Below are 12,537 nucleotides of genomic sequence, written 5' to 3'. Positions count from 1 at the left end.
ATGTTCGCTGGAGGTTCACGGCATGATTCTGGGAGCCGATCTTCGAGCGAACCAGGACAGCAACCGGTCACTCAGCGGGCACTTCGCGGGAAATGTCCGGGTCGTCGCGGTGGGCTCGGGTCTACGGGCTCAGGGCCAGGTCCTGGCCTCCGCGTCGAACAACGCGGCGTCGCTCTCCACGGGCAGCACGCACAGGAGATGGCCGCCGGGTGCGCGCAGCGTGCGGCACTCCTGCCACCGCCCCACCTCGCTCGCGCCCAGGTCGATCAGGCGCCTGGTCTCCGCCTCGACGTCGTCGGTCTCGAAGTCCACGTGGATGCGGGGCGCGTCGTCGACCGACTGCACGGCCACCAGCGGGGCGACCTCGGGCAGGGCGCCGTGCAGGGAGATGAACTGCTCCTCCGAAGGCAGCGGGCGGGCGGTGGCCCCCAGCGCCGCGGCCCAGAAGGCGGCGGCCGCCTCGGCCTCGGGTGCGGGGGTGTCGATCAGGAGGGCGTACACACGACTGCGATGCATGTGAATCATGCTAGGCACACGGCACGCTCCGGCCGGTACGGGATCCTGCCCAGACCTTTTCCGTCAGGTGAACGGCGGGCCTGATCGGACCCCTGCCACAGTCGGGCGGGTGGAAAGCGACGAGCTCATGGAGCGGCTGGCGCGCTTCGGGGTGCTGCGCCGCAGCTACGGCGACGCCGCCCGCCATCTGGTGCCCCTGCTCGCGCCGTGCGTGCTCGTGCTCGTGCCGCTGGGCCTGCTCGCCACGCCGGTCCTGATCCTCACGGTGAACGGCCAGGTCATCGTGGTCAACCAGGAGCCGGAACTGACGGCGGTGCCGGCCGGCGCCCTGGCGGCGTGGGCGGCGGTGGTGCTGGTCACCTGGCTCGTCCTGGCGGTGCTGGTCTTCCCCGCGGTCGTGATCGTCGCCGCGGGACGGCTGCTCGGCCGGCGGGTGCCGCCGGTGGCCGCGCTGCGGGCGGCGGCACGGCGGGCGCCCGCCCTGCTCGTCCTGGCCGGGGTCGCCGTCCTGCTGCTGTCGGTCGTCGTGGCGGTCGCGTTCGGGGTGCTGCTGGTCACCGGGCCGGTGTGGATGGGGATCGCCGGTACGGTGCTGGTCCTGGCCGCCATGCCCACGCTGATGGCCGTGCCGAGCGTCGTGCTGGAGGGCCGCTCGCCCTGGGCCGCCGTCGTGCGCGCGTACCGGCTGAGCGCCCGGTGGATGCACGTGACCGCGTTCACACTGCTGATCGGCACGGTCGCGGTGCCGGCGCTGGCCACGTGGGCGCTCGACCGGGGGGTGGACGGTCTGACCGGTTCCGCCCTGACGATCGTGTCCGGTACGGCGGGATTCGCCCTGTCACTGCTGATCGTGCCGTTCCAGGCCATGCTGGTCGCCCGCCAGTTCCTGTACCACCTGGCCGCGCCCCGCGACGCCGGCGCGTTCGGCGACCTCGCCGAACGACTGCCCGCCGGGCCGCCCGGTCCGGCCCGGCCCGTGCCCGTCCTGGTGGCGCTGCTCCTGCCCGGGCTGGCGTTCGGCGCCACCGTGCTGGTCAACCCGCTGGGCTGGCCGGAGGTGGCCGAGACGTACGCGCAGGAGGTGCTCGCCCGCGATCCCGCCTACTTCGACGAAGGCTCGGCGCACGTGTCCACGACGGAGCTGCGGGCCGCGTTCGCCGGGCCCGGCGAGGGCGTGACGGTGCTGACCGACTCCGGTTTCGACTCCGCCTCCAAGCTGCTGACCTGCTCCGACGCCCGGTGCACGCGCCTGTCGAACCGCTGGACCGGCCCGAATGAGGAGCTGCGCCAGGGCATCCGCCCGCCGGCGGCCGCCACCCGGCTGCCCGACGGGCGGCTCCTGCTGGTGCGGTGGGAGCCGACGGTGCGCGGGCGCGGGTGGCGGGCCCGGCTGCTGATCTGCGACGGGCGCGGCTGCGCGGAGGCGCCGGGCGGCCGGTACGTCACTCAGGTGCGGGATCCGTACCCGCGCATGAACCTGGCCCTGGCCGCGCGTCCCGGCGGCGGTGTGGTGCTCGCCCAGGCCGCCGAGGTGCCGTCCGGCGACCTCGGGCCGTCGACGACGGAGACGTTCTCGCTCGTCGTGTGCGACGACGTCGCCTGCACGCGGCCACGGACGAAAGCGGTCGCGCAGGTGGATTCCCGGGCGTTCGTCCGGGCTCCGCACAGCCTGGCCGTCGCCATGGGGCCGGACGGACGCGCGGTCGCCGTGCGCCTGGACAGCCTGACCGGCGCCCTGCACGTGATCTCCTGCGCGGACCCGGCCTGTGAGCGGGTACGGGTAAGGCGGCCGGTCCCCCCGATCCTGCCGGACCTGGACGCGGCGGAGCCGGGCGAGGTCAACCGGCTTTTCGACGAGTCCCGCGAGCACGGTGATCGGGCCGGGGCGTCGCTGGTCGTACGGGCGGACGGCCGGCCGCTGATCGCCTACCGCAGTACGGCCGGCGGCGCGGTGCTGCTGCTGGACTGCCGTACCCCGGACTGCGCGGCGGCCGGCTCGCGCACGCTCGCCCCCGCCGGAGCCGAGCACGCCGCCCCCGCGCTGGTCCTGGACCGGTCGGGGCGGGCGCTGGTCGCCTACCAGGACCTCGAAGGCCGCCGCCTCATGCTCGCCACCTGCGCGGGACTCGACTGCGCCACCACCCCGGTACGGAACATGCGCCACGGACCCGGCCCGGCCCTGGCCATGACGCTGGACGCCCGGGGACGACCCGCGATCGTGTGGACGGACGCCGGCGGGAGCACCGGCGCGGAAGTGGTCGTCACCGTACCGCTCAACCTGCCCTGGCCCCACCAGACCCGATCGTCGCGCGCCGCGCGGTGATCCCGGCGAACAGCCCGAGAGGGACGATGAGCCGACCGACCGATGAGAGACCCGCCGTCACGGCGGATCACGAGGACGCCCGGTACGACATGCGGCGGTTGGGCGTGCTCTGGCTCGCCTACGCCGCCGCCGCGCGGCACCTGGTGCGGCTGCTCCCACCCGTGCTGCTGATCTTTCCGCCGCTCGTCCTGCTCGCGGTGCCGGCGCTGCTCCTCGTCGTGGACGAGTCCTCGATGGCGGTGGTCAACGGCAGTTTCGCCCTGATCGGCCCGCCAGGACCGCCGGTGCTGGTGTGGTCGGCGGCGGTGCTGGTCGCCTCGACGGCCGGGCTGGTGGTGGCGCTGCCCGCGACGGTGCTGCTCGCCGCCGGGCGGCTCACCGGCAAACACGTCTCCACCTCGGACGCGCTGCGGATCACGGTCCGGCGCCTGCCCGCGATGGCGGCGCTGCTCCTGCGGAGCGCGGTCGTGGTCGCGGCGATCATGGCGGTCTGGTACGCCCTCTTCGTGGGGATGCGGGCGCAGATCGCGGCCTACGTCGTGATGACGGTGCTGTTCCTGCTGGCGATGCCGTGCCTGCTGGCCGTGGCGGTCGTGATGCTGGAGGGCCGGTCCGCGACGGGGCCGATCCTGCGCGCGTACCGGCTGGCGGGCGGCGCCACCTGGGGGACCGCGTTCACCCTGGCGTTCGGCGTCGTGCTCTTCCCCGTGCTGGCCACGCAGGCGGTGAGCTGGGCGGCGGCCGGCACTCCGCTGCTGCTGGCTGGTGCGGCCTCCGTCGTGGCGCTCGTCGGCGTGCCGTTCCAGGCGACCGTGATCGCCCGCCTGTTCCTGCACCGCCTGACCGAGAGGGGGGCGCCCGCCGAGTTCGACGCGATCGTGGACGGCCTGCCCGGGAGCGCGCCGCGCCCCATCAGGCCCGTGCCGCTCCTCGCCGGGCTGCTGCTGCCCGGCCTGCTGTACGGCGGCGCCGTACTCGTCAATCCGCTGGATCTGCTGGAGGTCTCCGAGACGGTCATCACCGTGAGCAGGTCGGGCGACCCCGACGTCACGGTGTCCACGGAGGGCGGGCGCTCGAAACCGACGCTCGAATGGTCCGAACTGCACGCCATGTACGCCGGCCAGGGCGGGCGCATGGTCATGCTCATGGACGGCTCCCGTGCGGTGAAGCTGCTGACCTGCGCGGACAGCCGCTGCGCCCGGGCCCGGCTCACCTGGGCCGAGCCGGAGGCCGTGGAAGGTGAGTACCCGGTGGCCGGCGCCCGGCTGGCGGACGGCCGCCTCGCCCTGACGACCTGGGCGATCGACGACATGTACCAGTGGGTGTGGGACGAGAACTGGAACGCCCGGCTCAGGCTGATGCTCTGCGACTCCGAGGCGTGCGCCCCGGCGGCCGGCGACCCGCCCCTCGCGAAGGTGACGCGGGCCGCCAGGAGCAGGGTGCTCGCCCTGGCGGCCCGGCCCGGCGGCGGCCTGCTGCTCGCCCAGCTCCGTCCGATTCCCACGTGGAAGGAGGAGGACGGCTTCACGGAGGTGCTCTCGGTCACCACGTGCGACGATCCGGCCTGCGCCCGGCGGCGCACCCAGGAGGTCGCCCGGCTGCCCGGCAACGAGGAGACGGAGTTCATGCGCCAACTCGTCGCCGCGGTGGGCCCGGACGACCGGCCCGTCGTCCTCGCCTTCGACCGCCACACCGGCTCCATGGTGGTGATCTCCTGCGACGACCCCGCCTGCACCCGTACCAGGACGGGCCGGCCGTTGCCGGACGAGTCGCTCCCCCGCTACCCCGACCGGGAGAAGCGGGCGCACGCCGCCCTGGCGATCCGGGCCGACGGCCGCCCGCTGATCGTCTACCGGGACGTGCAGAACGACGCCGTGAAGCTGCTCGACTGCCACGACCGCGCGTGCGCGAAGGCCGGCACGGCGACGCTCACCGAACCCGGCGACCACCACTCGAAGCCGGTGCTGGCGCTGAGCCGGGACGGACGCGCGTTCGTGGCCTACCAGAACCTCGACCGCGCCCAGGTCGTCATCGCCACCTGCACGGGAACGCGCTGCGCACGGACCCCGGTCGCGCGGATCCGGCACGACGGCGACCACGGCCTGACCATGGCACTGGACGACCGCGAGCGGCCGGTGCTCGGCTGGATCGACGCCACCGAGGAGAACGAGTGGGTCCTGGTCGTGACCACCCCGCTCACGCTGCGGTAGAGCACGCGACGTCGGTCATGCGTGATCGCCGGTCGCGCGGCCACCTCGGGCCAGACCATTTCCGGCAAGTGACAAGAAAACCCACGACATGCCCTGTCACCGTTCAACAGGTGACCTCGATGCAGCACGTCGAACGGTTACGCGCCGACCGCGTGCCGTTTCTGAGCCACCTGGACGCCGGACGCCACCTGGTACGGCTCGCGCTGCCCGGCGTGCTGGTGCACGTGCCGCTCGCCACGCTGACCCTGCTGGCGCTGACGGCGACGGCCGGCGGCTCGGCGACGGTGGTCGACCAGCGGCTTCAGCTGGTCGGGACCTCCGACGCCGCGCTGACGACCTGGATCGTCGTGGCGGCGGTGGTCGCGCTCGCGGGGCAGCTCGTGGTGTTCCCCGCCACGGTGGTCATCGCCGCGGGTCACCTGCTCGACCGGCAGGTGGCGCCGGTCGAGGCGCTGCGGGCGACGGTGCGGCGGCTGCCGTCCCTGCTCGTGCTGCTCGGCGTGGCCGTCCTGGCGTCCGGGGCGATCTGGGCGGCGAGGGCGGGCGTGCTGACGGCGACCGATGAGCGGTGGCAGGCCGAGGTGCTGCTGGTGGTGACCGTGTTCGCGGCGCTGCCCGGCCTGCTCGCCGTACCCGGCGTACTGCTGCACGGCTGCGGCGGGCTGGGCTCGATCGGCCGCGCGTATCGGCTGACCAGGCTGCGGTTCCTGCGGACCGCGTCGACGCTGGCCGTCGGCGTCGTGCTCGTTCCCGGCGCGGCGGCGTGGGCCCTGTCTCACGGGCTGTCCCTGCTCCCCGGCCCGCTCACGACCCTCGGATGGGGCCTGGCCGGAACCGTGTCAGCCCTGGCCGTCACGCCTTTCCAGGCCGCCGTGGTCGCGCGCCAGTTCCTGCACTGCATGGCCTGGCGTACCGAGGTGGACGACTCGGACCTGGCGCACGGCCTGCCCGACGGCGCTCCGCCGGGCCCGGTCAGGCCCGGCCTCGTCCCGGTGGCGCTGCTGCCGGGGCTGCTGTTCAGCGGAATCGTCCTGATCAACCCGTTCGGGTGGCCGGAGGTCGCCGAGAAGAACGTGACGGAATCCTGGGTACGCCAGGAGTTTCCCGTCCCCGCCCACGAGCGGCGGCCGGAGCTACGCCCCTTCGACCTGCAAGCCCTGCACACCGGACGCGGCGCGGGCCTGATCGTGGTGATGGACGGCTTCATGGACGACTCCAGCCTGCTGGCCTGCGCCGACCCCTCGTGCGTGCGGACGAGTTTCGAGTGGGCCGAACCACGCGGTTCCGGCACCCGCTGGGAGCCCGGCACGGCCAGCACCCGACTGCCCGACGGACGCCTCCTGCTGACCACCTGGACCTCCACCAGGCTCGAACTGCTCACGTGCGAGGCGACCGGGTGCGTACGGAGCAGCGGAGCCGTCGCGACGACGCGCTCACGGCCGGAGCGGGTGGGGGTGGCGCTGGCCGTGCGGCAGGGCGGCGGCCCGGTCGTGGCCTACGCCGAGGCGGATCCGGCGGGCGGTGACAGGCCGGCCCACGACGTCCTCTCCTTCATCTTCTGCGCGGACCCGAGCTGCGCGCACCCGGAGCGCAGGCGGATCGCCCAGCTGGAGACGACCCTGTATTCGGCCACGGACGACACCCTGGCCGTCGCCGTCGGCCCGGGGGACCGTCCGGTCGCCGCCCGGATCGACGCCGTCGACGGCCAGATCCATGTCATCTCCTGCCTGGACGCCGCCTGCCACCGGCCGACCGTGATCAGGCCCGTGCCACCCGCGCCGTCGAGCCTCGACGACCTGCCCTGGACGTTCGGCCTGGCCCTGGCGGTGCGCCCGGACGGCCGCCCGGTCATCGCCTACCGGGACCCGCGTGACCAGGCGAACAAGCTGCTCGACTGCCGCACCCCCGACTGCGCCCAGGCCGACGTGCGCACCCTGGGCGCCGGCGACGAGTACCACGCGATCCCGGCGCTGGCCCTGGACCGCTCGGGGCGGCCGCTGGTGGCGTACGAGAGCCGCGAGCACCAGCGGCTCATGCTCGCCGTCTGCACCGGCGGCCGCTGCGACAGCATCCCCGTGGCCGAGAACAGGAACGGCTTCGGCGAGCGACTGGCCATGACGATCAACGCCGACGGGAACCCCACGATCGCCTGGATCGACCACAACGCCGAGCCGACCGGCCTCGACTGGAACCTGCACGTCACCACCCCGCTCAACCTCACCCCGAGGTAGCGGGCGACCCTGTCACCCGTCCCCGGCGGCTACGTGCCGAGTCCAGGGGCGGAGTTTGCCGGGGTTGCGGACGGCCCAGATGCGGGTGACGCGGCCGTCGGCGACGTCGAACGAGGCCACGGTCGTGACCGTGCCGGCGACCTGGGCCACCAGGCCGGGCGTACCGTTGACGGATCGCTCCAGGAGTTCGATGCCCGGGCTTCGCTCGGCGATGGCGAGCAGGTACCGGGCGACGCGCGTGCCGCCTTCGACCGGGTGCAGGACCGTGCCGGCCAGGCCGCCGCCGTCGGCGGTCAGCACGGCGGCCGGGTCGAGGAGGTCGATCAGGGCCGCGATGTCCTTGGCCTCCCAGGCCCGCTTCACCTGCCGTACCGTCTCGGCCCGCGTGGCCGGCGGCACCGGGGTCCTGGTGACGCCCACCCGCCTGCGGGCGGAGGAGGCCAGTTGCTTGCAGGAGGCGGGGGTGCGGCCGAGGACGCCGGCGATCTCGGCGAAGGGGTAACGGAAGACGTCGTGCAGCACGAACGCCACCCGTTCCGCGGGCGTCATCGACTCCAGGACGACGAGGAAGGCCGTCGTCACCGATTCGTTCATGACCAGCTGGTCGGCGGGGTCGGCTCCGTGGCCGTGGTCCCGCTCGGCGGGGTCGGGCAGCGGCTCGGGCAGCCACGCGCCGACATAGCGTTCCCGCCGCGCCCGCGCCGAGCCGAGCACGTCCAGGCAGATGCGGCTGGTCACCGTCGTCAGCCAGGCGCCGGGGTTCGTGATCTCCTGCCGCCGGTCCTGCGGCAGCGCGTACCAGCGCGTGTACGCCTCCTGCACGGCGTCCTCGGCCTCGGCCGCCGAACCGAGCAGCCGGTAGGCGACGTTGATCAGGTGGCGCCGCTCGTCGGCTGTCTCGTCGGCGCTGGTCCCAGCCGTCCCCATGCCGTCGCCTTACCTTTCGCGGGCCCACGTCGTCAGGCAGGTGAGACCCTATCCACCGACGGCCCCACGGGGCGGAACAGGGGGGACCCTGACATGGCCACCCGCACGACGGCACAGCGCCGTTTCTCTCTCCTGCGGATCGCGATCGCGCTGCAGACTCTGACGATCTTCCTGCAGGCCGTCTCCGCCGGGCTGCTGCTGACCGCGCCCTACGGGGAGACGCTGCACAGCGCCGGAGCTCGCGTGATGTGGGGGTCGTCGCTGCTGTACGTGCTCGCCGCGGTGCTGGCGTGGAAGCCGGGCGGCGGCTCGCTCCGGCCGGTCTGGCCCGCGGCCGGATTCCTCGTCCTCGCCTCCGCCCAGGTCGTGCTCGGCATCGCGCACGTGCCGTCGGTGCATCTTCCCCTGGGTGTGCTGATGTTCGGGCTGAGCGTGCTGGCACTGGTCAGGCCGCCGGCATCCGGCCTCGTGCGGGCGGATCAGTAGATGCGGTACTTCTTGCCGCAGTTGTCGAACTTCCCGGCCCAGCAGGTGAAGGTGTAGACCTTCTTGACACCCTTGCCGCTCCAGGCGCCGACGACCTCGCCGTCCCAGGACTTGTTGAACCGCTTCCAGTGACCACCCTGGTACACCTCGAACCAGACCCAGCCCTTCTCACCACCGACCTTGTCCACCCCGTACCACTTCGTGAACACCTTGCCGTGCGACTCCCACGTCTTACCGAACGTGTACGCCTTGTGATCACTGGAGAAGAACTTCCCCCAGCTCGTCCCCGTATGAGCAGTCGTGGCGGTGCTCGCCTGAGCCGCAGCCGGGCTCAACGCCAGACCGGCCAGAGCCATCGAACCAGCCAGCGCCGCGATCGCGAAGGTCTTACGCATCTCGGGATCCTCCCCTTGTCCGTTCCGCCGGGGTGCTCCGGCAAGACAGACACTACGGAGACGCCACCCGACCATCTGTGGACGAATCCACACACCACATGTGATCGCCGCCACACAGCCGGCAGCCCCGGTCAGCCGGTGCCGGACGCGGCCTCCTGACCGCGGACGGCGGCCTGGCCGGCGCGGAAGCGGCTGGGTGAGACGCCGTACTCGCGGCTGAAGGCGCCCGAGAAGGCGAACTCGTTCGCGTAGCCGACCTGCCGCGCGATCGACGACAGCGGCGCGTCGGTCTCGCGCAGGAGCCGGGCGCCGCGGCTCAGCCGCCAGCCGATCAGGTAGCTCATCGGCGGCCGGCCGACCTCGGTGGTGAACCGCCTGGTGAACGCCGTTCTGGGCAGGCCCGCGACCTCACTGAGGCGCTCGACCGTCCACGGCTGCTCCGGGTGCTCGTGGATCTCCCGCAGCGCGGCGGCGATGGCCGGGTCGTGGGTGTCCGGCCAGCCGGCGGCACCCTGCTGCTCGTGCCACTGGCGCAGGACGTGGACCAGGACGAGGTCAAGCAGCGCGGGCAGGGTCGCCCCTGCGCCCATCTGAGCGCCGCCCGACCTGTCCGCTTTGAGGAGTTCGACCAGCGCCCGCAGTTCGGGGTGGGCGGCGTAGTCGGGTGACACCGCGATGAGGTCGGGCAGCACACGGAGGTACTGGGGCGCATGGCCGTGCTGGAGCTGGTAGCAGCCGCACAGGAACTCGAAGTCGAACGGCCCGGGCGCGGGCGGGAGCGGCCTCATGTCGACGAGCGGCAGGCCGGCGAGCGGATGCGGCACGCGGCTCAGCCCGTGGGCGGCGCCGGAGGAGGTGAGCACGACATCGCCGGGCCGCAACGCGACCGGCTCCTCGTCCTCGGTGATCAGCCAGCAGGAGCCGCGCAGCAGGATGTGGATCCCGCTGCCGTCGAAGGCGGGGAAGCGGATCCCCGTGGGGCCCGACTGCCTGATCACGCGGCCGGTCGCGCTGCCGACGCGTACGGTGCGAATCACCTCGCTGAGCAGGTCCACCCTGACGATGCTATCCGCACAAACGGGTATGGCCCGGCACGGTTCACGTATGGTCCCGCGCACGGGGACGGTGGTGGGATCGATGCCGTGATCGATGACTTCTCGCAGAGTGAGACCAGCGGCATCCTGCGCGCCCACGCCGGGAAGACGGAGCAGGACGACCGTCCCGCCGCGGAGAGCCTGGACGCCGTGCGCGAGCTCGGAGCTCTCAGACTGCGGACACCACCGAAGTACGGAGGCACCTGGGCGGGCGCGGAGGCCCTCGCCCGTGGCCTGAGCGACCTGGGCCGGGCCTGCCCGTCCACGGCCTGGGTCGCCGGCACCTGTGCGACGTCGAAGAACATCGTCGCCGGGGTCTTCTCCGGCGACGCGGTGCTGAGCGAGGTCTTCGCCGATCCGGACGCGCTGTTCTGCGGGAGCGGCGTTCCCGCCGCCACGGGCGAGCGGGTGCCCGAGGGGGTACGCGTCAACGGCCGCTGGCCGAACATCTCCGGGTGCGAGGACGCGACGTGGACCGTGCTCGCCCTCATGGTGGACGGCCGGTACTCCTTCGCCGTCCTGCCGGTGGCCGACCTGGTCATCGAGCGGAACTGGCACATGGCCGGCATGCGCGGCACGGGCAGCCACACCCTGGTCGCCGAGAACGTGCTGGTGCCGGCCGAGCGGGTGGCGGCGTCGGGCCCGTTCGGGAGCGGCGATCTGATCTTCTACACCATGACGGTGCTCGGCCCGGTCGTGGGCGCCGCGAAGGGTGCGCTCGACACGATCGACGCGATGTTCGCCTCGGACCGCAAGCCGTTCATGACCTCGTACACCAGGATGAGCGAATCTCCCGGCGCCCGGCACTGGCTGGCGGAGGCGACGCACCTGGTGCGGCGCGCGGAGAGCACCATGCTCGCGGTGGCCCGCGCGGCGGATGCGGACGGGGTGCCCGACGCCGACTTCCCCCGCCTGCGCATGGAGCTGGCCGGCGCCGGCCAGGACTGCCGCGCCGCGCTCGACCGGATGCTCGATCTGCACGGTTCGAGCGGATTCAACACGGCGAACGCGCTGCAGCGGTACTGGCGGGACGTCGCCGTGGGCAGCCGCCACCCGCACCTGAACCTGTACCTGGCGCTGGAGAACTACGGCTCGGCGCTGGCGGGGCCGCAGCCGACCGCCGGGTGAAGGGGTGGCCACTCAGGGCGGCGGCTCAGGCTCGATGGGGGCTCACGCCGAAGCCTGTTCGCCTTCGGCCATGTGGGCGAGCAGGCTGTGCGGCGCGTCGTCGCCGAGCATGACCGCGTACATGTCGTCCCCCGAGTCCGCGGCGGCGGCGCGGGCGAACATGTCCTGTTCGTACGCGGCGAGCGCGGCCTCCACGTCACCGGGATGCGCGGCGAGGGCCTGCCCGAGCCTGGCGCCGTCCTGCATGGCCAGGTTGGCGCCTTCGCCGTCCGGCGGCCTGAGGTGGGCGGCGTCGCCGAGCAGGGTCACCCCCGGCACACGGTCCCAGCGGTGCCCGGCCGGCAGCGCGTGCAGGCGGCGCAGGATCGGCGGGGTGTCGCTCTCCGCGATCAGCGCGGCGAGCTCGGGGGCCCAGCCGTCGTACTCCGCGACGACCCGCGCGGTCACGGCGGCGGCATCGTCGAGGTCGAGGTCGGCCAGCCAGTCCCGCGGCCTGCCGAGCTGCGCGTAGACGTGCAGCGTGCCACCGCCCTCGCGGTGGGCCAGCAGTCCCCTGCCCGGCGCGAGCGCGAACAGCGACCCGGCGCCGACCGCCTTCGCGGCGGCGGGATGGCGGGTGTCGCCGTCGAGGAGGAACGTCTCCACGACGCAGACGCCGATGTACCGCGGGAGGGCGGGCGACAGCACCGGCCGCACGCGTGACCAGGCGCCGTCGGCGCCGACGAGCAGGGACGTGACCAGCGTGGCCCCGCCGGCGAAGGCGACCTCGTGCCGTCCGCCGCCCAGGGCGCGCACGCCCGTGACCTTGTGCCCCCAGCGGACGGTGCCTTCGGGCAGCGCGTCGAGCAGCGTCTGCCGCAGCGCGCCGCGCGGCACCTCGGGGCGCGCGCCGGTGCCGTCGTCGGGCCGGTCGAGCAGCACGTTCCCGGTCCTGTCCATGATCCGGTACGCCTCGCGGCCGGGCAGGACGAGCCGGCGGAACTCCTCGGCGAGACCGGCCGCCTCCAGTGCCGGCTCGCCGTTCCACGGATGGATGTCGAGCAGCCCGCCCTGGCGGCGCGCGTCCGCCGAGGGCTCCGCCTCGTAGACCGCGGCCGGGATGCCGTGCACGTGCAGCACGCGGGCCAGGAGCAGGCCGCCCAGCCCCGCTCCGATGATCGTGATCGGTGTCGTCATGTCGAACTCCCAAGATTGGATCGTCAATCCAAGAAGCTAGCACGACTTTGG

At 73.3% G+C, this 12,537-nt stretch carries 10 protein-coding genes; 5 read left to right on the top strand and 5 right to left on the bottom strand.

Features of this window, described 5'->3' with window-relative positions; translation table 11 throughout:
- Positions 1-129 precede the first annotated feature (129 nt).
- Positions 130-516 (bottom strand): VOC family protein, encoded by a 387-nt coding sequence (locus OIE67_RS52715; RefSeq protein ID WP_326634724.1) that lies wholly within the window; start codon positions 514-516, stop codon positions 130-132.
- Between the two features lie 109 nt (positions 517-625).
- Between OIE67_RS52715 and OIE67_RS52710 the strand changes: the two genes are divergently transcribed.
- The 3 genes from OIE67_RS52710 (at position 626) to OIE67_RS52700 (ending at position 7,280) form a co-directional block, all read left to right on the top strand.
- The gene (locus OIE67_RS52710) at positions 626-2,839 is read left to right on the top strand and encodes a hypothetical protein (RefSeq protein WP_326634723.1); all 2,214 of its coding nucleotides are present in this window, start codon (positions 626-628) and stop codon (positions 2,837-2,839) included.
- Between the two features lie 26 nt (positions 2,840-2,865).
- Entirely contained in the window at positions 2,866-5,049 is a 2,184-nt protein-coding gene (locus tag OIE67_RS52705) for a hypothetical protein (RefSeq protein WP_326634722.1), read from the top strand.
- 110 nt (positions 5,050-5,159) lie between these two features.
- Positions 5,160-7,280 (top strand): hypothetical protein, encoded by a 2,121-nt coding sequence (locus OIE67_RS52700; RefSeq protein WP_326634721.1) that lies wholly within the window; start codon positions 5,160-5,162, stop codon positions 7,278-7,280.
- A gap of 12 nt (positions 7,281-7,292) precedes the next feature.
- Here the strand turns inward: OIE67_RS52700 and sigJ are convergent, their stop codons facing one another.
- Positions 7,293-8,207, bottom strand: a complete 915-nt coding sequence (gene sigJ, locus OIE67_RS52695) for an RNA polymerase sigma factor SigJ (protein ID WP_326634720.1) — start codon at positions 8,205-8,207, stop codon at positions 7,293-7,295.
- A 93-nt stretch (positions 8,208-8,300) separates the two neighbouring features.
- On the opposite strand from sigJ, the gene OIE67_RS52690 reads away from it, so the two are divergent.
- Positions 8,301-8,693, top strand: a complete 393-nt coding sequence (locus OIE67_RS52690; protein WP_326634719.1) for a hypothetical protein — start codon at positions 8,301-8,303, stop codon at positions 8,691-8,693.
- On the opposite strand, the gene OIE67_RS52685 is transcribed toward OIE67_RS52690, so the two are convergent.
- Positions 8,687-9,088 carry a hypothetical protein gene (locus OIE67_RS52685; RefSeq protein WP_326631886.1) on the bottom strand — a complete coding sequence of 134 codons (402 nt, stop codon included), beginning with the start codon at positions 9,086-9,088 and terminating at the stop codon, positions 8,687-8,689. The two genes, OIE67_RS52690 and OIE67_RS52685, sit on opposite strands and share 7 nt — an antisense overlap.
- A gap of 131 nt (positions 9,089-9,219) precedes the next feature.
- The gene (locus OIE67_RS52680) at positions 9,220-10,143 is read right to left on the bottom strand and encodes an AraC family transcriptional regulator (protein ID WP_326634718.1); all 924 of its coding nucleotides are present in this window, start codon (positions 10,141-10,143) and stop codon (positions 9,220-9,222) included.
- An 87-nt stretch (positions 10,144-10,230) separates the two neighbouring features.
- Here OIE67_RS52680 and OIE67_RS52675 point away from each other — a divergent pair, with 87 nt between their 5' ends.
- Positions 10,231-11,310: an acyl-CoA dehydrogenase family protein gene (locus OIE67_RS52675; RefSeq protein ID WP_326634717.1), complete on the top strand. Its 1,080-nt coding sequence runs from the start codon at positions 10,231-10,233 to the stop codon at positions 11,308-11,310.
- Between the two features lie 42 nt (positions 11,311-11,352).
- Here OIE67_RS52675 and OIE67_RS52670 read toward each other — a convergent pair whose 3' ends face one another.
- Positions 11,353-12,486, bottom strand: a complete 1,134-nt coding sequence (locus OIE67_RS52670) for an FAD-dependent oxidoreductase (RefSeq protein WP_326634716.1) — start codon at positions 12,484-12,486, stop codon at positions 11,353-11,355.
- Positions 12,487-12,537 lie beyond the last annotated feature (51 nt).

The organism is Nonomuraea fuscirosea (assembly GCF_035917475.1).
Classification (GTDB): Bacteria; Actinomycetota; Actinomycetes; order Streptosporangiales; family Streptosporangiaceae; genus Nonomuraea; species Nonomuraea fuscirosea.
Note: the sequence above shows the minus strand (reverse complement) of the source record. Positions and strands in the feature narration are given on the sequence as shown.

Coding starts and splice junctions, on each gene's coding strand:
- sigJ (WP_326634720.1), bottom strand. CDS start 8,207: ATGGGGACGGCTGGGACCAGCGCCGACGAGACAGCCGACGAGCGGCGC.
- OIE67_RS52685 (WP_326631886.1), bottom strand. CDS start 9,088: ATGCGTAAGACCTTCGCGATCGCGGCGCTGGCTGGTTCGATGGCTCTG.
- OIE67_RS52715 (WP_326634724.1), bottom strand. CDS start 516: ATGCATCGCAGTCGTGTGTACGCCCTCCTGATCGACACCCCCGCACCC.
- OIE67_RS52670 (WP_326634716.1), bottom strand. CDS start 12,486: ATGACGACACCGATCACGATCATCGGAGCGGGGCTGGGCGGCCTGCTC.
- OIE67_RS52705 (WP_326634722.1), top strand. CDS start 2,866: ATGAGCCGACCGACCGATGAGAGACCCGCCGTCACGGCGGATCACGAG.
- OIE67_RS52690 (WP_326634719.1), top strand. CDS start 8,301: ATGGCCACCCGCACGACGGCACAGCGCCGTTTCTCTCTCCTGCGGATC.